We start from the raw sequence: 20,133 nt of genomic DNA, 5'->3' as shown, positions 1-20,133 counted from the left end.
AACGGCTACGGCGACGGCTCCGAGTTCGGCGGCGACGACCCGGTGACCCGCGAGCAGATGGCCGTGTTCGCCATGCGCTACGCGAAGCACCTGGGCCTGGACGTCTCCGGCCGCGCCGACCTGTCCGCGTTCCCCGACGGCGGCCAGGCGTCCGACTGGGCCTCCGAGGCCCTGTCGTGGGCGGTGTCCGAGGGCCTGCTGCGCGGCCACGCCGACGGCACCGGCCGCCTGGACCCGAAGGGCGGCGCCACCCGCGCCGAGACGGCCGCCGTGGTGATGCGCTTCATCAACGGCCTGTACGTATAGCGTTCTGCGCAATCCGGCACCAAGAGCCGCCCTCTGGGGCGGCTCTTTTGCGCTTGCGGGCGGATGGCTTCGCCTTCGATGCCGGCTTCCGCGTTTCGCGTCAGACGCTTTCCCTATTTCGGGGAGATTCGGCCCGAATGGGGAAACGGCACGGCTTCGCTCGCATTCCTGCGATAGGATGGGGCGTGCGCCGTAGGTCGCTTCATGAGGCCGACCGCTCGGCCGCGATGTTTTCAACACTGTCGTATTCGGCATGGATTTTCGCGCTGCGGATTCGCCGCGCACATGCTGCCGGCGGAGCATGCGACGTTAGGGTCGCGCTTGCCGAGCGCGCGTCTTGCGGCGTGCGACTTTCCAGTATGGTGGCGTTGCTCATGTGCGGCACGGGGCTTTCGCCCGGTCCGATTCGAAAGGAATAGTATGCACGAACTGGGAATCATGACGGGTGTCGTGGACAGCGTGACGCAGGCCGCCCAGGCCAACGGCGCGCTGAAGGTGCTCAAGGTGTCGCTTTCGGTGGGTCGCATGACCGAGGCGATCGAGGATGCGCTGCAGTTCGCATTCGAGGCGCTGACCGACCGCGACCCGCTCTATGAAGGCGCTCAGCTCGAGATAACCATGGTCGAGCCGCGCAGCCGCTGCACCGAATGCGGAACCGTGTACGAGCACGATCGCTTCCATGTGTCGTGCCCTGAATGCGGCGGGTTCGGCGAGCTGATATCGGGCAAAGAGCTTCGCATCGACAGCATCGAGGTCGATCTGCCGGATGGCGACGACCCCGATGACGGCGAGGGCGCTGACGGCCCTGATGGCTCCGGCGGGGGTGTCGGCGGCCCTGATGGTTCTGGCGGTTCCGACGAGGGCTCCGATGCCGCCCAGGGCGATGTCGCGTCTGCGTAGCGCACGCCTGAAGTTGCGCGTTCGTTTTCGCGTGGGTGCGTGATGCGTGCCTTGCATCGAGCGCGGGGCACGATGTTCGATTGACGTCTGCCGTTTGCTTGCTGCCGGCCATGCGCAGCGTTTACGCAAAGGTTTCTGTCTGCCGCCCGATTTTGTTCGCAATGACGAAAGGAATGTCATGAAAATAGATATGAAGCAGCCTATTCTTGATAAGAACGACCGTCTTGCGGCCGACAATCGCGCGCTGTTCAAAGAGAAGGGCGTGTTCGTCCTGGACCTTCTGGCAAGCCCTGGTTCGGGCAAGACGTCCACCATCCTGGCCACGATCGAGGCCCTGCGCGACGAATACAACATCGCCGTCATCGAGGGCGATATCGCCAGCAACGTGGATGCCGCTCGCATCAGCGCGCAGGGCATCGCGGCCGTGCAGATCAACACGGGCGGCGCGTGCCACCTGGAAAGCGATATGATCCGTCGCGCCGTGGATGCGCTCGACCTGGACAACCTCGACCTGATCATCGTCGAGAACGTGGGCAATCTGGTGTGCCCGACCGACTTCGACCTGGGCGAGGGCGCCAAGGTGATGATTCTGTCGGTGCCCGAAGGCGACGACAAGCCGCTCAAGTACCCCGGCGTATTCCAGGCGTCCGAGGCCATCATCCTGAACAAGGTGGACACCATGGAGGTGTTCAACTTCGACGAGCAGGCGTTCCGCGACGCGGTGACGCAGCTCAACCCCGCGGCTCCGATCTTCCCGATTTCCGCCACCAAGGGCGCAGGCGTGGACGAATGGGCCGACTGGCTGCGCGCGAAAATCGAGGCATTCCGCGCATAGCTTGTTGCGATCGGCCTGTGCCGCGTGGTGCATGCCTTCAGGGCGGGTTGCCTCAAGGCGGGATCTTGTGGCGGGCGGTGTACTTCGCATGACGTGCGGCGCATAGCGTGCGACCTGTTACGTCGAGCGCGCGAGGCGCAATGCGCGATGTGTGGCGATGAACCAAGAAGGAGCTAGCATGCCCGGCTCCTTCTTTTTATACTGCTTGAAAAATCGGAAGTCGCGTAAAGAGTTCGCGTTTGTCGGTCGCGAGTTCGCGATGGGGCGGCGCCTGCTAGAACGGCAAGGCCGCATCGAACAGCATCGCGCTCGCATAGCCCGCGATTGCGCCGAGGGCGACGGCGACGATGCCGATTCCCAATCCGCGCACGAGCGCCTTCCAAAGCGGCTTTTCGCCGTAAGCCGCTTTCAGCTTTCTTTGACGGGCCATCGTGCGATCCGTGCGGGCCGAGCGATCGACGGCTTCGCCCTTCGCGAATGCCAATATCTCGCGATACGTCTGCACGTCGTTTTCGATTTTCATGCGCTCGATGACCACGGCCACTGCCATCGACGCCGCCCAGGGAGCCAGTCCCAGCAAAACTCCGAGAGGTCCCCACAGCGTTATGCCCGCCAGGGCGAACGGAATCATGAGCGCCAGCAAGACGAACATGCCTATTTCAAGGATGCGCATCTTTTTTGCATCGGCCGATGCTACGGTTTTCTCCATCACTTCCAAGTCTCCTTTCACGAGCACGTCGATCGTCGTGTCGAAAAGGACGCTGAGCATCAGCAAACTCTGGATGTCGGGGTAGGTTTTATCGGTTTCCCAGTTCGAAATGGTCTGGCGCGATACGTAGATGCGCTCCGCCAGTTCTTCCTGAGAAAGCCCCATGTCGGTGCGGCGCTTCTTGATCTGGTTGCTGATGTCCATGATGCTCCTTTCGACATGCCGCATCGTATGAAGCGAAGTCGAATTGTGCAGCTAAAAGTGTTTGACACGCGTTTTATCGGGCGTTTTGCCGTCATTTGTCAAAACGTTCTGCCGTCGGGCGATGTGTCGTGGGATTGCTGCCGCGCATGATAGCGCATAGCGTCCGATTCCTTCGTCCTTGCGACGCCTTCCCGTCATGCCAGGTGCGTTCGCACGTTACAATGGTTCGACCGATTCCGTTTACGAAAGGACGCATCATGGCCTATCTTCCCGAAGCGCAATCCACCCCTTGGCAGCAGTCGAGCGAAATCGACCTGTCCCGCACGGCGGTGCTCGTGATCGACGTGCTGGGCGGCAGCGGCGGCGTGGTGCCGGGCCTCGAGGAGATGGCCGATAACGCGGTGCGCATCGTGAAGGCCGCTCGCGCCGCCGGCGTGCCCGTCGTGTTTTCGAACGACGCGCACATCGCCGGCCTCGATAAGGAAATCGAGCTGTGGGGCGAACATGGCATCGCTGGCACCGATTCCGCCCGCCCCCTCGATGCATTCGAGGTGCAGGAATCCGATTACTTGGTTCCGAAGCGCCGTTACGACGGCTTTTTCCAGACCGATCTGGACCTGACGCTGCGCGAGCTGGGCGTCGACACGCTGATCGCCTTCGGCTGCGACACCAACATCTGTGTGCTGCAGACGCTTGCGGGCGCGTATTTCCGCGGCTATAAGACCGTCGTGCCGGCCGATGCGTGCGGCACGTTCCTCATCGGCACGCAGGAGCAGGGCCTCGATTACTTCACACGCTGCTACGACAGCCGCGTCGTGACCACCGATTCCGTGGTCGCCAGCCTGTCGTAGACGTTCGGCACGTTCCACGCAAAGAAAGACCCGCCTCCCTGCGCGAAGTATGGGAGGCGGGTCTTCGTGATTTATAGCTTACCGTACGCTTTCGATTTCGGGCGCATATGCCTGCTGCGCGGCAAGCCGGGCCTGCAGCTCGCGTGCTCGCGCGACGCACCAGGTGGTGCCGCCGTTCGCGATCACGTAATCGAGCAGTGAGCGCTTTTCGGCGGGGTCGGTGCAGCATTCGGCCTTGTGCAGCGTGGCCAGCAGGCGCTCGATCGGAAGAAGTCCCTGGTCGGCCAAGATGCGGTCGACGATCGCACTCGCTTCGTCGAACTTCCCGTCGCGCTCGAGCAGCAGCAGGTCGCGCAAAGGCTCCAGCTCGGCGGCGTGCTCGTAGGCCTCTTTGGCCACGCGGCGGTTGGGAATGCGCTTCATGGCCTGGATATACGACGTCAGCTTGTCGGGGTCGCGCAGGGCGAATGCGCAATCGGCCATGAAGCTGTCGTAGGCGAACGCCACGCCGGGATCGCTCATGTCGGGCTCGATCGTGCGCACCAGCTTGATCGCGTCGTGCCAGCGCCCCTGCCACATCAGGCCGTAGGCGTAATTCCACACGCCGCGCACGTAGCTGCCCGTGGGCCGTCCCGCCGCCAGAAACGCCAGGGTCCATCGGCAGTACAGGGCCGGGTCGCATTTCATGTCGAGCATCGAGGCGATGCCGTCTTCGAAGCGCTTGCGCGCCGTGGTGCGAAAGACGATGCAGGCTATGCCCACGCCCAGGCCGAGCAGCTGCAGCCACACGGGCAGCGACGCCATGGGGCCGAACAGGCAGACGAAGCAGCCCGTCAGGCCTGCGATGCTCAAAAAGCGGTACTGCTTCATGTGGGTGGAATCGATCCAGCGGATCGATTCCCGGTCGGGACGTGCGTCGATGGTTCGCGATATGACGTCGATGGCTTTCATGGGTTCCTTTCGGGCGATTTTCGTTCGCCCAAGCATACCAACGATTCGTGGCGGCGGCAAAATCCGGCAAGCTTTCGTTGCGCGCGCGGGAAGGGGAGGGGTTGCGAAGAGCCTGATGCGGCGGGTGCCGCGGCCCGGCACGGGTGTACAATAGGCGAACTTATTGCCGGTCGCGCAGGGAAGGCGTCCGGCACGCAACGCGAACGCGCCGCTCATCGGCGCGATTCTTGTCAGTCAGGGGTGTCTTATGCAGTTTTCTTCGCGTCTCGATTCGTTCGGCGACGAGGTATTCTCGACGCTGAACGCCCGCCGTCTCAAGCTGGAGGCGGAGGGCCGCACCATCTACAACCTCTCGATCGGCACGCCCGATTTCGAGCCGTTCGATAACGTGGTCACGGCGCTTACCGACGCCGCTCGCGACCCTCAGAACTGGAAGTACGCGCTGGGCGATCTGCCCGAGCTCAAGCAGGCCGTGTGCGACTACTACGCCCGCCGCTTCGGCGTGGAGGGCATCACGCCCGATATGGTGGCGTCGGTCAGCGGCACGCAGGAGGGCGTGGGCCACTTCGGCATGGCCATGCTGGATCCGGGCGACAGCGTTCTTGTGCCCGACCCGTGCTATCCGGTGTTTCGCGCGGGCGCGCTTCTGGCGGGCGCCAAGCTCGAATACTACCCGCTCAACGCGCAGAACAACTTCTTGCCCGACGTGGCGAACATCGATCCCGAGGTGGCCGATCGCGCTAAATACATGATCGTGTCGCTGCCCTCGAACCCGGTGGGAAGCGTGGGCACGCCCGAGGTGTACGAGCAGGTGATCGCCTTCGCGCGCGAGCACGACCTGCTGATCGTGCACGATAACGCCTACAGCGACATCGTCTACGACGGCCCCGCGGGCATGAGCTTCTTCAACTATCCGGGCGCGCTCGAGGTGGGCGTCGAATTCTTCTCGCTGTCCAAATCGTTCAACGTCACGGGCGCGCGCATCGGCTTCATCGTGGGCCGCGCCGATGTGGTAGCGGCATTCTCCAAGCTGCGCAGCCAGATCGATTTCGGCATGTTCCTGCCCATCCAGAAGGCGGCGATCGCCGCGCTGACCGGCCCGCTCGATCACGTGGAAGAGCAGCGCATGAAGTACCAGGCCCGCCGCGACGCGCTGTGCGACGGCCTGGAGCGCATCGGCTGGGACAGGCCCAACGCGCACGGCACCATGTTCGTGTGGGCGAAACTGCCTAACGGTCGCACCGATTCCATGGCGTTTTGCGAAGAGCTGATGGAGCGCGCGGGCGTCATCGTGACGCCGGGCGCGAGCTTCGGCCCCTCCGGCGAAGGCTACGTGCGCATGGCGCTGGTCCTGCCGCCCGAGGGCCTGCAGCGCGCGGTCGAGGCGATCGAGGCCGCAGGGCTTTAGGACATTGCGCCGGCGTACGCGGCGCAGACGAGGTTCGCACGATTCGCAGGGCGTCGAAGCGCCCGGGAAAGGAATGCTTGTGGATATGGAGGCGAAATACCGCGCGTGCGTGGACGGCCTGGCGTCGTTCGCGCGCGGCATCGGCATGACCGACGCTGTGCTGGGTCTTTCGGGCGGCATCGATTCGAGCCTTGTGGCCTGCATGTGCGTCGATGCCTTCGGCGCCGACCATGTGCACGGCTACATGCTTCCCGGGCCGTATTCGAGCGAGCATTCGCTGGTCGATGCGCAGGAGCTTGCTCTTAATCTGGGAATCAGGGCCGAACGGATTTCGATCGACAAGCCCTTCGAGGCGTTCGTGGACGCGTTGGGCCCGCACTGCATCATGTCGCGCGGGCTTGCCGCCGAAAACACCCAGGCCCGATGTCGCATGGTGGTGCTCATGGCGCTATCCAACGCGCACGGCTGGATGATGGTGAATACGGGCAACAAGAGCGAGGCCATGATGGGCTATTCCACGCTCTACGGCGATACCGCGGGCGCGTTCGCGCCGATCGGCGGCCTGTACAAGACCGATGTGTTCGCCATGTCGCGCTGGTTGAACGAGAAGGCGCAGGCCGAAGGCGCCGTAGCGCCGATTCCCGAGCATGTGCTGCTCAAGCCGCCGAGCGCCGAGCTGGCTCCCGGTCAGCGCGACGAAGACACGCTGGGGTCGTACGCCGAGCTCGACCGCCTGTTGATCGATTACGCGGAACACGGCAGAAGCCGCGAGGAGCTTGTCGCGGCGGGCTACGATGCCGCCGAGGTGGAGCGCGTGACCGGTCGCGTGGACGCCTATGCGTTCAAGCGCGCGCTGGAGCCGCCGTTCGCGCCGATCGCATATTAGCCGGCCTTTCGGGCTGTTGCGAGAGAAGGACATCTCGTGAACCGGGCCCGAATATGCAGCGACCCCTATAGGTGGGCAGATGATGCTTTGCTTCTTCTATAGGGGTCTTCTGCGTTGAGGGATTCGGCTCGCTCGGCGTCTTTTTCTTATGCGATATGTTTTCGCGACGCGCGCCGCCTAATGGAACAGGTCGATGAGTTCCTGGCGGTCGTGCACGTCGAGCTTGGTGTAGATGTGCCTGATGTGGCCGCGTACGGTGGAAGGCGAGATGAACAGGTCTTCGGCGATGCGCGTGTTGGTGCGGCCCTGCGCCAGGTATCCCAGAATCTCGGTCTCCCTGCCGGTGAGCCCGTGCTTTTCGGCGAGCAGGCGACAGGTGGTTTCGAGGGATTCCTCTTCGCTCGCCGCGACCGTCTCGCCCTCGTCGGGCTGCTGCTTCGCCGCGCCGTCTTCGCCAGGGCTTACGGCGGCCGCATCGCAGCGGGCGTCGTCGTGCGTGCCGCTCGCTTCGGCATTTTCGCTTTCCGCCGCGCGGGCGGGTGCGGAAGCATCTTCGCGGGCCGCGTCTTTCAGCGCCGTGCGCTTCCTGCGGTCGCGTGACAGCAGGACGGCCGCGATGGCCAGAATGTAAATCACCGCGCATGCCAGCACGAGGAAACTCACGGTGGAAGACCCCGCCGCGCTTTCTCTGCCGCCGAACACGCCGCCGATCACAAGCGCCGCGAGCAGGCAGAGTTTCGTGCAGCCCGAGAACAGCGCCATAAGGGCGTAGCTCGACACGTTGAACTTATGCGAAGCGTAGGCCACCTGGTACAGAAGCAGCAGCGCGACGAAATCGTAGCCCACCAGAAGCACCGTGCTGAACAGGCGCGTGTAGCCCTCGCTGGCGAAAGGGACGAACACCACCATGGCCGCCACGACGGGAAACGCCACGCGGAACATGGCCGATGCGGCAGGCAGATGCCGGCTGATTAGCGCGGCGAAGCAGAACAGCGCGGCTGCGATCGCCATGGCGGCGCTGGGGATGCCCGCGGCGCCCGCGAACGTCATGGATGCCGCCAGCATGAAGCTGTTGATCAGGCCGATGACAGCCTCGAGCACGCATAGGGCCAGCAGCGCATCGCTGATTTCCCCCACGGCGTTTTTCCACGGGGCGTTATTTCTATGCGGGTGCCAGTGCTCCAGGATGCGCGGCTCTTTTTTCTTCATGCCATTGCGCACCGCGATCAGCAGCGCGGCGCTCAGCGCCAGAAATACGACGGTCAGCGCAATGGTTCGCAACGCGCCCAGGATAGAAAGGCCGTACTGCAGAACGGCGCTCGCGATGCCCGCGCACGCGATCTGGATGATGGCTTGGCGGGGCGCCTCGTGCGCGAACAGCTCGATCCATGCCATTTTCAGCATGATCGATCCCACGGCGAACGCAATCACCGAAAACGCCAGGATGATATCGGCGGGAAGGGGAGCCATGCCTTCGAGCGCGGTGGCGCCCATGCCGCAGAACAGAATGACGACGGCGGGAATCACCGGCATCGAGAATTCCTTGAGACGGCCCATGGCGCACAGGGCCACGACTGCGATCGCGCATATCACGGTGGCCAACGCCGACGTGATATTGAACGCGGGTTCGGTCATGAAGATGAACGATTCGGGCGACTGCGCGAACCGCGAAAGGTATATGGACGAGTTCGCGGCCCGAAACGTGGCGTACCCGACGATGATAGCGAGCGCCGGCAGCCACGATCGGGCCGCGTTGCGCGCGTGTTCTGTTTTCATGACCCTCCTCCTACGGTGACCATTGTATACGACGGGTGCGCGCTCGTCGTATGGCGTACGGGTCGTATTCGCGTTTGCGCGGACGTTGGAACCGGCGTGCGCAATCTGTTTTCACCTCCTGTTGCAGCTATCATTTTGACGCTTTTGAACAGGACAAATGTAAAAATAGTCCATTTTGTACGGTGCGTTTGCGAAGCTCTCGGTCCATTATCGAGGGGCCGGTGGGGAAGCCGGCATCGAATGAGGAGGGAACATTATGGAAACGACTCTTGATCGACGTAACTTCCTGAAGGGCGCCATCGCATCCGGCGCGGTTCTCGTTGCGGGAACGGCGCTCGCGGGCTGCGCTCCGGGAGGATCCAAGGGCGGCGCAGAGGGCGACACCGTCGTCGGATCTGCCCCCGTCGAGTTCGCTGAAGAAACCGACGTGCTGATTATCGGCACGGGCATCGCGGGCCTTTCCGCGGCCATGGATCCGGTCGAGGCCGGCTACAAGGTCATGCTCGCCGACAAGCGCGACACCTACGGCGGCGAGAGCTTCATGGCGTGCGGCGTCATGAACGTCTCCGGCGCCGAAGTGCAGAAGCGCGCCGGCATCGACGGCAACCCCGAGGAGAAGTGGGAGAAGTACGCTCCCATCCTCGAGAAGAAGGGCGAGACCGACGATATGGAGTACAAGAAGGCTCTGTATCTGTATCAGACCGAGTGGGCCAACCGCGTCGAGGCCGACTACGGCGCGCAGTTCCAGCCGCTCGACGAGTACAAGGACACGGGCGCTCCCACGTCCATGCTGCTTCCGCTGCACGGCATCGGCGACATGACCTCCGTCCTGACCCCGCTCATCAACGGCCTCAAGGACAAGGGCGCTACCGTCGAGCTGAACCGCAAGGCGACGAACTTCATCGTCGACGCCGACGGCAACCCGGTGGGCGTTCGCTTCGTCGACCCCAAGACCGACAAGATTATCGACGTGAAGGCGAAGAAGATCGTTCTGGCAACGGGCGGCTTCTCCTGCAACCAGGTCATGGTTTCCGAGTACATGCCCCAGCAGGCCGAGCTGTGCCCGCTGACGGTGTACTCCATGGGCGAGGGCCACGAGCTCGGCCGCTCCATCGGCGGCGTGTACGCTCACATGGACATGGAATCCAACCGCATGAGCGACCTCGCGCAGGTTACGGTTTGGGGCTATTTCGGCCGTAACGTCCAGGTCACCCCGATGGGCCGTCGCTTCATCAAGGAAGACCAGTCTCACGACTCCCCGGACGCCGCCGCCGAACTGGGCCTCGGCTTCTGGTGGACCATCTTCGACCACCAGCTCATCGAGGGCTCTCAGGCCTGGAACGTCGAGATGAACATGAACGCGCATGAGGATCGCTTGGTCGGCCCGTGCGACACGCTCGACGACCTGGCTGCCGCCATGGACGTTCCTGCCGACAACCTCAAGGCCACCTTCGCCGAGTACGACGGCTTCGTCGACGCGGGCGAAGACGCCGCCTTCGGCAAGAAGCTGTTCCTCGAGAAGCTGGAAGCCCCCTACTACGCTTTGAAGCATTTCCCCTTCCGCTACAAGACTCACGGCGGCCTGAAGATCGCCACGGACAGCCAGATGGTGGACAGCCAGGGCAACCCGATCGCCAACGTGTACTGCTGCGGCTCGACCACTCCCGACAGCGGCTCCGACCTTTCCCCGAACGCCGGTTCGGGCCTGGTCACGGGCAAAGCCGTGGTTGCTGCTCTGCAGTCCGAAAGCGCCTAGGCTTTTCTCGATCCTGCCGAAGCAACCCTCCCTTGCTAGAAGGGGCGCCGATTCCGTCGGCGCCCCTTCGTTGCGTTTCTATTCGGTTGCATGCGCGATCGCGCGCGGCGGTTCGAGTCCTAAAGCAGGGCGTTTCCGATAAACGCGCCCAGAATGCCGGCGATCAGGCCCACCACGGCGGCCGTGACGGCGCTCGTCATGACGACGGTCTTGTCGAATTCGACGTGCGGCATCGAAATACTCGGCAGCGAAATGGACGGCATGCGCTTTTTCGGGGCGGCTTCGTCGTCTGCGTGCGCGGCGTCGTAGGCCGCCGAAGCGTCGCGGCCGCGCTGCGTCAGGTTGAAGAACAAGAACCCGTTTTCGGTATCGGCGCCTTCGATCAGGCCGCGCTTGTCCAAAAGGCGATAGATCGCGCAGGCTTTGTCGTCGAAGGCGTATTCCTCGCCCGTGGGGCAGAGGCTGTGAAACGCCGCATAGGCCATGTCGCCGCCTTCGCGTTCGGTGGCTATGAGCATGCGCAGCTCGTGGGCTTCTTCGCGCGTGATGCCGTATGTCGGGTCCTCCGCCTGCTCGGCGCCGTTTTCGCGCTCGTCGACCTGTTCGACGGCTTCGGGCGCGGCGGTTTTATCGGTTGCGGAATCTGGCATGGCTTCCTCCTCGTCTCTCGGTGCGATTCTACCGGGTCGGCATGGCGTGCCGGTCGAACCGTGGAAACTCCGTTGCATATACAGGAAGCGGCCTGCATCCGTTCTTGCCGCGCCGTCTGCCGTTCGCCGCGCCGTCCGCATCCGCCGCGTTGCCGTTGCCGTGATCGACGGAAGGCCGAGGTTCCTTTTCATTTACACTGAGAATCTGTCGCGTGCCCTGTACGCAGGCGACGTCATGAAGCAACCTTTATATAGGAGGAACATCATGCCTAAGATCGATCGCGATCAGGTGAAGGTGCCTGTCGATGTGCCCCGCGACGCACGCGAGACCTACATCGACAATTACATGGCTGCGACGCGCGGCACGGGCCGTTTGATGCTGTTTGCATGCGACCAGAAGGTCGAGCATCTCAACGGCGATTTCTACGGCGAAGGCATCGATCCTGCCGACCTCGATCCCGAGCATCTCTTCAAGATCGGCTCCGAGGGCGTCTGCGGCGTCCTGGCGGGCCAGCGCGGTTTGATCGCCCGCTATGCGGCCGATTATCCCGAGGTCAACTACCTGGTGAAGATGAACTCCAAGACCAACCTGGTCAAGACCGCCCAGGACGACCCCTACAGCCCCCAGCTGCATGACCTGCAGGCCGTGCTGGCCATGCGCGACGAAGGCGTGAACGTGGTGGGTCTGGGCTACACCCTGTATCTGGGCAGCGAATACGAATCCACCATGCTCGCCGAGGCGGGCCAGCTGATCGCCGAGGCCCACGAGGCCGGCCTGGTCGTGGTGCTGTGGATCTACCCGCGCGGCAAGGCCGTCGCCGACGAGAAGGCTCCTGCCCTGATCGCGGGCGCCGCGGGCGTCGCGCTGTGCCTGGGCGCCGACTTCGTCAAGGTGAACCCGCCGAAGGCCACCGACGAGGCCACGTCTGCCGAAAGCCTCAAGATCGCCGCTACCGCCGCAGGCCGCACGGGCCTGGTGTGCGCGGGCGGTTCCACCGTGGATGCGCAGACCTTCCTCACGCAGCTGCATGACCAGATCCACATCGGCGGCGCATGCGGCAACGCCACGGGCCGCAACATCCACCAGCGCAGCCTGGATGAGGCGGTGCGCTTGACTAAGGCCATCAGCGCCATCACGCTGGCCGACTACGATGTCGACCGTGCGCTCAAGGTGTTCAACGGCGAAGAGGATTTCGCGCTGTAGGCATCGCGCACACGCAGAACGCATCGCATGATTCGAAGGGCTCCGAAAGGGGCCCTTCTTTCGTCTCGGGCGGCAGGTCGCGCTCTTTTGTCCGCCAGGCCTTTTGCCTCGCGATTGCGGTCGTCCGCCGTGTTCTTATGAGACGGCGGGCCCGAGCGGCTCTGCGAAAAAGGCGGCCCGTCATGACGGCGAAAGAGCGGGCCGTTATGCCGCCGTGCGGCGAAGCACGGCCGTCCCTCCGCCGCGCGTCAGCTGCTGCGCGTGGAGGCCAGCGTGGAATACAAGGCCACGGCCAAGATGATCGCGCCGCCGATGATTTCGCGGATGCCGGGAATTTCGCCGAGGAACAGCATGGCCGCCACCACGCCGTACACCGATTCGAGCCCGGTGATGATGCCCGCCGTGCGCACTTTCACCGTGCGCAGGCCGCTGATGAACAGCGTGTGGGCGATCGCCGTGAACACGACGCCCATGACGGCGAGCATGCCGATGTCGAAGGCGGAAAGCGCGGGCTTGAATACGAACAGGGCGGGAAGCAGCACGGCAGTAGCTATGGCCTGCTCGTAGAACGACACGAGCGAGGCCGGATATCCGCTTGAAAAACGCCTGTTCGCAAGCGAGAGCAGGGCATAGGTGAATGCGCTGAGCAGGCCCCAGAGCACGCCTTGGGCCATGGTGCCGTCAAGGCTGAAATCGTCCACGATGAAGCCGACGCCTGCCAGCATGACGAGCGCGCATGCGATGTCGGAGACGCGCATCTTCTCGTGGAACAGAATCGGTTCGAGCACGGCGCTGAACAGCGGGAAGGTGGCGAGCGTCAGCGTGCCCACGGCCACGGTGGACACCTGGATCGATTGCATGAAGCTGGTCCAGTGCACGGCAAGGATGACGCCCGCGGCTGCGATCAGCAGGTAGTCGCCGCGGGTTTTCAGGGCGAAGCGCTGCTTTTTGAACGCCAGGTAGGCTCCCAGAAACGCCGACGAGAAGAACGTGCGGCCCAGCACCAAGATGATGGCGGGCAGCGCGACCACCTTGGCGAACAGACCCACCAGGCCGAAAAGGAGCACGGCGAGATGCGTGGCCAAAAGCCCGGCGTTATCCGTTATCCAAGACGCGCCGGTTCGGCTCGTCGAATGGCGCGGGGCCGCGTCGGCGCCGGCCGCGCGGGGCGTTTTTGTGTCGGACTGCATGGCGCTCCTTCGCAGGGCGGGGTGGATACGTTGCCAGCATACAGCGGTTCGCGGGGTTTCGCAGCATCGGTCGCGACGAAGCAGGTTGCCGGACGCGCTCTTCATCGCCGCGGCGATGCCTCACAGCGTTCGGCGCGACGGCCTTCGGGGCGTGCCGTCGGCATGGCTTCCGTTCGTCGTGTCGTGCGCCGGACGCCATGTGCCGGGCGTTTTCCAAGAACGTCGCCGAAAGCTTCGTTGCATGAGGCGTCGTGCGGCGGGCGCGTTTCCGGAGGGCGTCGATGAAAAGCGGTCGCGCGGCATCCTTGCGTGCGGCGGCGGTGCGGCGGTGCGCCGTGTTGCTTCATGCCGCTTTGCGGGTATGATGGGCGAAAGTGTTTTCACGACGGAATGGAGGCAGGCCCTATGATCGAGCTTTCCGACGACAAGGTTCTCTACGCGTTTTCGAAAGACCTCGAGCCCGTGATCACCGTGAAATCGGGCGACACGGTGCGCATTCGCACGAAAGACTGTTTCGGCAACCAGGTTCGCACCCCCGAAGACGAGCTCGATTCGATCGATTGGGATGCGATCAATCCTGCCACCGGCCCGGTGTATGTGGAAGGGGCCGTGGCGGGCGGCGCTTTGAAGGTGAGCATCGACGCGATCGAGTTCGACGGCCAGACCGCCAGCTGCACCGGCAAGGACGAAGGCGTCTACGGCGACAAGCTTTCATGCTGGAGCACGCGCCTGTGCCGCATCGAGGGCGACGAGCTGGTGTGGGACGAGCAGGTGCGCCTGCCCCTGACCCCGATGATCGGCGTGATCGGCGTGGCCCCCGCGGGCGAGCCCGTGAACTGCGGCACGCCCGGCGCCCACGGCGGCAACATGGATAACACCAAGGTCGCCCCTGGCGCCACGCTGTATTTCCCGGTGGCCGTCGACGGCGCGCTGTTCGGCTGCGGCGACATGCATGCCGTGATGGGCGATGGTGAAGTGAGCGTTTCCGGCGCCGAGGCGGCGGGCCATGCCACGGTCACCCTGACCGCGCTGCCTGAGCTTGCCATCGACACGCCGCTGATCGAGAACGAGACGGAGTTCGGCGTGATCTATTCCGCCGAGACGCTCGATGCCGCCGCAGACGGCGCCGTGCACCGCATGGTCGATTTGGTGGCCGATCGCACGGGCAAAGATCCCGCCGAGCTGGTCATGCTGTTCAGCCTGTGCGGCAACGTGGAGGTGTGCCAGATGGTCGATCCCGAGAAGACGGTCCGCTTCATGGTTCCCAAGCATGTGCTCGAGGCGTATGGGTTCGTACTGTAGAGCAGTTAGGAAATAAAGTAACTTTAAGAAACTAAGTTGCTATTTACGCTTTAAGCATCCTAAAGAATGTCAATCCCTTTAGGATGTTTAATTTTCATAGGAAATTAGATTTATATTTCGATGTTGCATTATTTAAGTTTGCTGCTTCGAGTGAGAGACACTCGAAGCAGCTGAAGTGCAGTCGAATGTATATCTATATCGAATAAGATATTAGATTACTTAAAGTAACTAATATTAAGAAAGGATACCGATGCAGATTATCAGCACGTCGGTGGAACAGACGCAGAGCTACGCCGAACGCATGGCCCGCTGCGCCGAAGAGGGCGACGTCATTCTGCTCGTCGGCGACCTGGGCGCGGGCAAGACCCATTTCACGCAAGGGTTCGCGCGCGGCCTCGAGCTTGCCGACGTGCCGACCAGCCCGACGTTCAATTTGGTGTGCGAATATCGCGGCGGCCGTCTTCCGCTGTACCACTTCGACCTGTATCGCCTGGAAAGCGCCGACGAACTGGACGATATCGACTATTACGGCATCACCGAAGGCGACGGCGTCTCGCTGGTGGAGTGGGGCGACAAGTTCGACGAGGCCGCGCCCGACGATCATCTGCTGCTCGATTTCTCCGTTCGCGCCGACGGCACGCGCGTGATCGACGTGACGGCCACGGGTCCGCGAGCGCATGCGCTTGCCGCCTCGCTGGAAGCATAGGCGTCGGAAGGCGCGCTGCGGGGGAGTTTCGGGTGCGGAGGGCAAAACGTACGCCCTGAACGATCTTGTTTCGCCGCGCAAAGGGACTTGAGAAAAGAGCCCTTATATAAAGAAGGCCCCTCTAAAAGAGAAGGGTTCGACCCCGCAAGGTCGAACCCTTCTTGCATATGCGCGTCGTTTTCGCGGCAGCGCGCTAGTCTTCCTTGACCACCAGCACGTCGCAGCGCAGGTTGCGGATCAGGTAAGTGGACACGCTGCCCACGAACACGTACTTGATGTTGGACAGGCCGCGTTCGCCGCAGATGACCAGGTCGGGCTCGTACGGCTCGATGATCTGCTCGCTCAGCGTCTCGGTGATGCGACCCGCCTTCACGACCACCTGCACCTCGGGGATCGCAGGATTGTTGCGCGCGGCTTCGAGCTTGTCGGCGATGGATTCTTCTAGCTTCGCCTTCATGTCGGCCGCAAGGGCGGCGAAATCGGTGCCGGCGGCCTCGTAGGGAACCGAATCCACCACGTGGCCGAACATCAGCGACGCGTTGGCGCCTTCGGCGAGCTCGATGGCGCGGTCGACGACCATGTCCTGGGTTTTGCCGCCGTCGAGCGCGGCGAAAATGCGGGTGTATTTCTTCGTCATGGCTGCTCCTGACCTTAGAACGTCCCTGCTTTCAAGGACGCTTTCATTCTACCACTCGAGCGTTCTAAGGCGTCTGCGCCGGCGTTTCGTGTCCTGCGCGTTGCCCTTTCGTTACGCCGTGCGGCCGGCGTTGTCGCCCATGCGGGAAAGCTGCTCGTCGACGGCTGCGATGTCGTCTTCGGACGTGGCCCACGAGCACGTCATGCGCACCACGGTGGAGGAGTCGTCGGGTCGCGCGATGATATCGGCGTCGAAGGCGCGCGCGAAGGCTTCGGCCGTGGCGTTATCGAGCCTCAGGAACTGCTGGTTGGTGGAAGAGTCGCTTTCGAAGGCGTCGAATCCGTGCGATGCGAGCACGTCGCGCAGCTTCAGCGCCGCGGCCACGGAATGGCGGCCGAGCGAAAGATAGAGCGGCTCGTCGCCTTCAGCCTCGGCGACGCCTGCCTGTGCGCCCGTGACGCCGAAGAGCGCGTCGAATTGCACGCCCAGAAGCCTTCCTTTGGCGCATACGGCGCCTTTCTGCTTCATGACGTAGCGGAATTCGCGGCCTGCGTCGGCGTTGCGGATCACGATGGCTTCGCCGAACAGTGCGCCGTTCTTGGTGCCGCCGATCGTGAAGATGTCGGCAGCGGCGCATACGTCGGCCAGCGTCGCGTCGCAGCGCGGCGAGGCCAGTCCGCAGGCGAGGCGCGCGCCGTCGATGAACAGCAGCAGGCCGTGCTCGTCGGCGTATGCGCGCAGCTCGGCAAGATGCGCGGCGGTGCAGACCAGGCCCGTTTCGGTGGCGAGCGACATATAAACGAGGCGCGGCTTGACCATGTGGAAGTTGCCGCCGTATTCGTGCTCCTTCATCACGGCGTCGATGCCTGCGATGCTCGGCAGGCCGTCGGGGTCGGCGGTCACCAGCACCTTGTGGCCGCAGGCTTCGATGGCGCCCGTTTCGTGCACGTTCACGTGCCCGTCGGGCGCGGCGATGACGCATTCATGGGGCCTTAGGCACGTGGCGATCGAGACCAGATTCGCCATGGTGCCGCCTGCGACGAATTCGACCTGCAGGGTTTCGGGGTTTACACCCGCGCGTGCGAGCGCGCCTGCGCGGTCGCTTTGCGCGATGGCGCGGCGGATGCGCTCGCGGGCGGCGGCGCACCGCGAATCTTCGGTGTAGCCGGGGTGCTGTTCGGCGTTGGTGCGCACCAACGCCTCGAGGACGCACGGGTGCGCGCCCTCCATGTAGTCGTTGCGGAAGCTGTGCATGGAATGCCTTTCGGTCGGCGACGAAGGGGCCGTCGCATCGCTGTTGGTCGGCGTCGATTATACGGCGGCTGGAAAGCGGCGGCCGCGCGGCGCCGGAGGACGTCGATGCGCGGCGCAAGGCGGCGCGCGGAAAGACGTGGCGCGCGGAAGCTCGGGGCATGTAGGGGGCCGGGGCATGCGGCGGCCCTCGCGCGGGGGAGGGGTGCGCGCAGCCCGAGCGATGATCGCAGAAAGTCTGAACGAGGATCGCGCGAGGTTCGCGCGAAGCTTGTGCGAGAGAGGTTTTTCGACCAGCGGCCTTTGGAAAGCGCGCCGAGGCAAGGCAAGGCGGAACGGAACGGAATGCGCGTTGTTCCGGACGTTTTTTCGCGGCCTATCGTTGCAAAATTAGCTAAAGTTACTTCTTGAAACTAGCAGATTTTCAGTAATCAGACGTTAAAGATAAATGGTTGGAAAAATGAAAATACCGCAGGTCGATCGGTAAAAAACGCGTCAAACGTGATAGAATGTGACGAGGCAGCTGCTCAGGCGCTGTCTTTTGTGATGCCAAAATGAATTTCGTGCACACGAAAGAAAATTTTGGTATAATTTTTCGGCTGTTGCTTAAGCAAACGATGAGTGAAGAAGGAAGATTCTTGGCAAAAGAAGACGTCATCGAACTTGAAGGCACGGTCCTCGAGGCCCTTCCGAACGCGATGTTCAAGGTCGAACTCGAGAACGGCCATCAGATTCTGGCGCATATTTCCGGCAAAATGCGCATGCACTACATCAAAATCCTGCCGGGCGACAAGGTAACCGTCGAGCTGTCGGTCTACGACCTGTCTCGCGGCCGTATCACCTATCGCTTCAAGTAAGCACCCGCTCTGCTCCGACTCCCGTCGAAACACAGGGTGCATTTCTGCGCTTAAAAGCAGCGGCCGCGTGTCCGAAACAACGCACGACATGACAACCATCGCCTGCGGCTGGGCGTGTTGCATAGAGTAAAAGACAGTAGGGTTCCCCAACGGTTGAACCGTCGGCCAAAGGGAAGCCGCACATTCAAAGGAGACAAACATGAAGGTCCGTCCTTCGGTCAAGAAGATGTGCGACAAGTGCAAAATCATTCGACGTCATGGCAAGGTGCTCGTGATCTGCGAGAATCCTCGTCATAAGCAGCGTCAGGGTTAAAGAGAGGAAGGCTAGCTAAACTATGGCACGTCTTTTCGGTGTCGACCTCCCTCGCGAGAAGCGCATTGAGATCGGCTTGACTTACATCTACGGCATCGGCAACACCACCGCCAAGAAGATCGTCGCGGAAACCGGCGTCAACCCGGACATCCGCGTCAAGGACATCTCTGAAGATGATCTTCAGAAGATCCGTGAATACATCAGCGAGAACCTGACGGTCGAGGGCGACCTGCACCGCGAGGTTTCTCAGAACGTTAAGCGCCTTATGGAAATCGGCTGCTACCGTGGCCTGCGTCACCGCAAGGGTCTTCCCGTTCGCGGTCAGCGCACCCACACCAACGCTCGCACCCGCAAGGGTCCCAAGCGTCAAATCGGCGGCAAGAAGAAGTAGGGGTTTATAACACATGGCTAAGAAGAACGTTCGCACGCGCATCAAGCGCTCCGAGCGCAAGAACATTGCGGTCGGTCAGGCTCACATCAAGAGCACCTTCAACAACACCATCGTTTCCATCACCGATCCTCAGGGTAACGTGATTTCCTGGAACTCTGCCGGCACCGTGGGCTTCAAGGGCTCTCGTAAGTCCACCCCGTTCGCCGCGCAGATGGCTGCCGAGCAGGCCGCCAAGACCGCCATGGAGCACGGCCTCAAGAAGGTCAGCGTCTTCGTGAAGGGTCCCGGCTCCGGCCGCGAGACCGCTATCCGCTCCCTGCAGGCCGCCGGCCTCGAAGTGGCGAGCATCCAGGATTGCACCCCCATCCCGCACAACGGCTGCCGTCCGTGCAAGCGTCGTCGCGTGTAGTTCAGAAAGGATCGAATCATTATGGCAATCAATAGGACTCCGGTTCTTAAGCGCTGCCGCCAGCTCGGTATTGATCCGGTTGTGCTGGGCTACAGCAGCAAGAAAGAATCCATCCGTCAGCCCAAGCGCCGTCGCAAGGAAAGCGAATACGGCATGCAGCTGCGCGAGAAGCAGAAGGCCAAGTTCATCTACGGCGTTCTCGAGAAGCAGTTCCGCGGCTACTTCATGAAGGCTAAGCGTCAGCAGGGCATCACCGGCGAGAACCTGATGCGCATTCTCGAGTCCCGTCTCGACAATGTCGTCTTCCGCCTGGGCTTCGCCCGCACCCGTAAGGAAGCCCGCCAGACCGTGACCCACGGCCACATTCTGGTGAACGGCCGCCGCGTGGACATCCCGTCCTACCGCGTGCGCCCCGGCGACCTGGTTTCCGTGGCTCCCAAGGCCAAGGAAATGCTCGTCATCAAGAGCGCTCTCGTGTCCAACGAGCGTATGCAGGTTCCCGCATGGCTCGAAGTCGACATCGAGAAACTGCAGGGCAGCGTGCTCTCCCTTCCGAACCGCGATCAGATCGACCTGGATATCAACGAGCAGCTTATCGTCGAGCTCTACTCTAAGTAATAACCAGCGGCTGATTAGGAGGC

At 62.7% G+C, this 20,133-nt stretch carries 21 protein-coding genes and 1 pseudogene; 15 read left to right on the top strand and 7 right to left on the bottom strand.

Annotated features, from left to right (window positions below; all coding sequences use genetic code 11):
* From DMP07_RS06165 to hypB, 3 genes and pseudogenes are all read left to right on the top strand, one after another.
* Positions 1 to 306: S-layer homology domain-containing protein (locus DMP07_RS06165; protein ID WP_148039647.1), on the top strand; the 306-nt coding region annotated here is incomplete at its 5' end.
* Positions 307 to 726: 420 nt separating this feature from the next.
* Positions 727 to 1,092 (top strand): annotated as a pseudogene (locus tag DMP07_RS06160) (hydrogenase maturation nickel metallochaperone HypA/HybF); the annotation flags it as partial.
* 292 nt (positions 1,093 to 1,384) lie between these two features.
* Entirely contained in the window at positions 1,385 to 2,041 is a 657-nt protein-coding gene (gene hypB, locus DMP07_RS06155; RefSeq protein WP_123198256.1) for a hydrogenase nickel incorporation protein HypB, read from the top strand.
* A gap of 274 nt (positions 2,042 to 2,315) precedes the next feature.
* Here hypB and DMP07_RS06150 read toward each other — a convergent pair whose 3' ends face one another.
* Complete coding sequence (locus DMP07_RS06150) at positions 2,316 to 2,954, bottom strand: helix-turn-helix transcriptional regulator (RefSeq protein ID WP_123198255.1); 639 nt, start codon at positions 2,952 to 2,954, stop codon at positions 2,316 to 2,318.
* A 257-nt stretch (positions 2,955 to 3,211) separates the two neighbouring features.
* Here DMP07_RS06150 and DMP07_RS06145 point away from each other — a divergent pair, with 257 nt between their 5' ends.
* On the top strand, positions 3,212 to 3,805 hold the full coding sequence (locus DMP07_RS06145) for a cysteine hydrolase family protein (RefSeq protein WP_123198254.1): 594 nt from the start codon (positions 3,212 to 3,214) through the stop codon (positions 3,803 to 3,805).
* A 78-nt stretch (positions 3,806 to 3,883) separates the two neighbouring features.
* Here the strand turns inward: DMP07_RS06145 and DMP07_RS06140 are convergent, their stop codons facing one another.
* Positions 3,884 to 4,756 (bottom strand): hypothetical protein, encoded by an 873-nt coding sequence (locus DMP07_RS06140; RefSeq protein ID WP_123198253.1) that lies wholly within the window; start codon positions 4,754 to 4,756, stop codon positions 3,884 to 3,886.
* 247 nt (positions 4,757 to 5,003) lie between these two features.
* Between DMP07_RS06140 and DMP07_RS06135 the strand changes: the two genes are divergently transcribed.
* Both DMP07_RS06135 and nadE read left to right on the top strand, forming a co-directional pair.
* On the top strand, positions 5,004 to 6,164 hold the full coding sequence (locus DMP07_RS06135) for a pyridoxal phosphate-dependent aminotransferase (RefSeq protein ID WP_123198252.1): 1,161 nt from the start codon (positions 5,004 to 5,006) through the stop codon (positions 6,162 to 6,164).
* Between the two features lie 79 nt (positions 6,165 to 6,243).
* On the top strand, positions 6,244 to 7,050 hold the full coding sequence (gene nadE / locus DMP07_RS06130) for an NAD(+) synthase (RefSeq protein WP_123198251.1): 807 nt from the start codon (positions 6,244 to 6,246) through the stop codon (positions 7,048 to 7,050).
* Between the two features lie 177 nt (positions 7,051 to 7,227).
* On the opposite strand, the gene DMP07_RS06125 is transcribed toward nadE, so the two are convergent.
* Positions 7,228 to 8,826, bottom strand: coding sequence for a helix-turn-helix transcriptional regulator (locus DMP07_RS06125; protein ID WP_123198250.1), 1,599 nt, complete (start codon positions 8,824 to 8,826; stop codon positions 7,228 to 7,230).
* A 256-nt stretch (positions 8,827 to 9,082) separates the two neighbouring features.
* Here DMP07_RS06125 and DMP07_RS06120 point away from each other — a divergent pair, with 256 nt between their 5' ends.
* Positions 9,083 to 10,582, top strand: coding sequence for an FAD-dependent oxidoreductase (locus DMP07_RS06120; protein WP_123198249.1), 1,500 nt, complete (start codon positions 9,083 to 9,085; stop codon positions 10,580 to 10,582).
* Between the two features lie 119 nt (positions 10,583 to 10,701).
* Here DMP07_RS06120 and DMP07_RS06115 read toward each other — a convergent pair whose 3' ends face one another.
* Positions 10,702 to 11,232: a hypothetical protein gene (locus DMP07_RS06115; protein WP_123198248.1), complete on the bottom strand. Its 531-nt coding sequence runs from the start codon at positions 11,230 to 11,232 to the stop codon at positions 10,702 to 10,704.
* A gap of 265 nt (positions 11,233 to 11,497) precedes the next feature.
* Between DMP07_RS06115 and DMP07_RS06110 the strand changes: the two genes are divergently transcribed.
* Complete coding sequence (locus DMP07_RS06110) at positions 11,498 to 12,436, top strand: beta/alpha barrel domain-containing protein (RefSeq protein WP_123198247.1); 939 nt, start codon at positions 11,498 to 11,500, stop codon at positions 12,434 to 12,436.
* Positions 12,437 to 12,684: 248 nt separating this feature from the next.
* On the opposite strand, the gene DMP07_RS06105 is transcribed toward DMP07_RS06110, so the two are convergent.
* A complete protein-coding gene (locus tag DMP07_RS06105) occupies positions 12,685 to 13,626 on the bottom strand; it encodes a DMT family transporter (RefSeq protein WP_123198246.1) in 942 nt (313 codons plus the stop codon).
* 405 nt (positions 13,627 to 14,031) lie between these two features.
* Here DMP07_RS06105 and DMP07_RS06095 point away from each other — a divergent pair, with 405 nt between their 5' ends.
* Together DMP07_RS06095 and tsaE are read left to right on the top strand one after the other, a co-directional pair.
* Positions 14,032 to 14,928, top strand: coding sequence for an acetamidase/formamidase family protein (locus DMP07_RS06095; protein ID WP_123198244.1), 897 nt, complete (start codon positions 14,032 to 14,034; stop codon positions 14,926 to 14,928).
* Between the two features lie 250 nt (positions 14,929 to 15,178).
* Complete coding sequence (tsaE, locus tag DMP07_RS06090) at positions 15,179 to 15,634, top strand: tRNA (adenosine(37)-N6)-threonylcarbamoyltransferase complex ATPase subunit type 1 TsaE (RefSeq protein WP_123198243.1); 456 nt, start codon at positions 15,179 to 15,181, stop codon at positions 15,632 to 15,634.
* Positions 15,635 to 15,827: 193 nt separating this feature from the next.
* Here tsaE and DMP07_RS06085 read toward each other — a convergent pair whose 3' ends face one another.
* Together DMP07_RS06085 and DMP07_RS06080 are read right to left on the bottom strand one after the other, a co-directional pair.
* The gene (locus DMP07_RS06085) at positions 15,828 to 16,271 is read right to left on the bottom strand and encodes a universal stress protein (protein WP_123198242.1); all 444 of its coding nucleotides are present in this window, start codon (positions 16,269 to 16,271) and stop codon (positions 15,828 to 15,830) included.
* A 111-nt stretch (positions 16,272 to 16,382) separates the two neighbouring features.
* Entirely contained in the window at positions 16,383 to 17,525 is a 1,143-nt protein-coding gene (locus tag DMP07_RS06080) for a threonine aldolase family protein (RefSeq protein ID WP_123198241.1), read from the bottom strand.
* A 635-nt stretch (positions 17,526 to 18,160) separates the two neighbouring features.
* On the opposite strand from DMP07_RS06080, the gene infA reads away from it, so the two are divergent.
* The 5 genes from infA to rpsD all read left to right on the top strand — a co-directional run bounded on the left by infA (position 18,161) and on the right by rpsD (position 20,110).
* Positions 18,161 to 18,379, top strand: coding sequence for a translation initiation factor IF-1 (infA, locus tag DMP07_RS06075; protein WP_123198240.1), 219 nt, complete (start codon positions 18,161 to 18,163; stop codon positions 18,377 to 18,379).
* 199 nt (positions 18,380 to 18,578) lie between these two features.
* On the top strand, positions 18,579 to 18,692 hold the full coding sequence (gene rpmJ / locus DMP07_RS06070; RefSeq protein ID WP_006363204.1) for a 50S ribosomal protein L36: 114 nt from the start codon (positions 18,579 to 18,581) through the stop codon (positions 18,690 to 18,692).
* Between the two features lie 22 nt (positions 18,693 to 18,714).
* Entirely contained in the window at positions 18,715 to 19,083 is a 369-nt protein-coding gene (gene rpsM / locus DMP07_RS06065; protein WP_123198239.1) for a 30S ribosomal protein S13, read from the top strand.
* Positions 19,084 to 19,096: 13 nt separating this feature from the next.
* Complete coding sequence (gene rpsK / locus DMP07_RS06060) at positions 19,097 to 19,492, top strand: 30S ribosomal protein S11 (protein ID WP_123198238.1); 396 nt, start codon at positions 19,097 to 19,099, stop codon at positions 19,490 to 19,492.
* A gap of 21 nt (positions 19,493 to 19,513) precedes the next feature.
* Complete coding sequence (gene rpsD / locus DMP07_RS06055; RefSeq protein WP_123198237.1) at positions 19,514 to 20,110, top strand: 30S ribosomal protein S4; 597 nt, start codon at positions 19,514 to 19,516, stop codon at positions 20,108 to 20,110.
* The last annotated feature ends 23 nt before the right edge of the window (positions 20,111 to 20,133 follow it).

This window comes from Slackia faecicanis (genome assembly GCF_003725295.1).
GTDB lineage: Bacteria > Actinomycetota > Coriobacteriia > Coriobacteriales > Eggerthellaceae > Slackia > Slackia faecicanis.
Note: the sequence above shows the minus strand (reverse complement) of the source record. Positions and strands in the feature narration are given on the sequence as shown.

Coding starts and splice junctions, on each gene's coding strand:
- rpsD (WP_123198237.1), top strand. CDS start 19,514: ATGGCAATCAATAGGACTCCGGTTCTTAAGCGCTGCCGCCAGCTCGGT.
- rpsM (WP_123198239.1), top strand. CDS start 18,715: ATGGCACGTCTTTTCGGTGTCGACCTCCCTCGCGAGAAGCGCATTGAG.
- DMP07_RS06125 (WP_123198250.1), bottom strand. CDS start 8,826: ATGAAAACAGAACACGCGCGCAACGCGGCCCGATCGTGGCTGCCGGCG.
- DMP07_RS06095 (WP_123198244.1), top strand. CDS start 14,032: ATGATCGAGCTTTCCGACGACAAGGTTCTCTACGCGTTTTCGAAAGAC.
- DMP07_RS06110 (WP_123198247.1), top strand. CDS start 11,498: ATGCCTAAGATCGATCGCGATCAGGTGAAGGTGCCTGTCGATGTGCCC.
- DMP07_RS06150 (WP_123198255.1), bottom strand. CDS start 2,954: ATGGACATCAGCAACCAGATCAAGAAGCGCCGCACCGACATGGGGCTT.
- tsaE (WP_123198243.1), top strand. CDS start 15,179: ATGCAGATTATCAGCACGTCGGTGGAACAGACGCAGAGCTACGCCGAA.
- rpmJ (WP_006363204.1), top strand. CDS start 18,579: ATGAAGGTCCGTCCTTCGGTCAAGAAGATGTGCGACAAGTGCAAAATC.
- DMP07_RS06120 (WP_123198249.1), top strand. CDS start 9,083: ATGGAAACGACTCTTGATCGACGTAACTTCCTGAAGGGCGCCATCGCA.
- rpsK (WP_123198238.1), top strand. CDS start 19,097: ATGGCTAAGAAGAACGTTCGCACGCGCATCAAGCGCTCCGAGCGCAAG.
- DMP07_RS06140 (WP_123198253.1), bottom strand. CDS start 4,756: ATGAAAGCCATCGACGTCATATCGCGAACCATCGACGCACGTCCCGAC.
- DMP07_RS06085 (WP_123198242.1), bottom strand. CDS start 16,271: ATGACGAAGAAATACACCCGCATTTTCGCCGCGCTCGACGGCGGCAAA.
- DMP07_RS06115 (WP_123198248.1), bottom strand. CDS start 11,232: ATGCCAGATTCCGCAACCGATAAAACCGCCGCGCCCGAAGCCGTCGAA.
- DMP07_RS06105 (WP_123198246.1), bottom strand. CDS start 13,626: ATGCAGTCCGACACAAAAACGCCCCGCGCGGCCGGCGCCGACGCGGCC.
- DMP07_RS06145 (WP_123198254.1), top strand. CDS start 3,212: ATGGCCTATCTTCCCGAAGCGCAATCCACCCCTTGGCAGCAGTCGAGC.
- hypB (WP_123198256.1), top strand. CDS start 1,385: ATGAAAATAGATATGAAGCAGCCTATTCTTGATAAGAACGACCGTCTT.
- DMP07_RS06080 (WP_123198241.1), bottom strand. CDS start 17,525: ATGCACAGCTTCCGCAACGACTACATGGAGGGCGCGCACCCGTGCGTC.
- DMP07_RS06135 (WP_123198252.1), top strand. CDS start 5,004: ATGCAGTTTTCTTCGCGTCTCGATTCGTTCGGCGACGAGGTATTCTCG.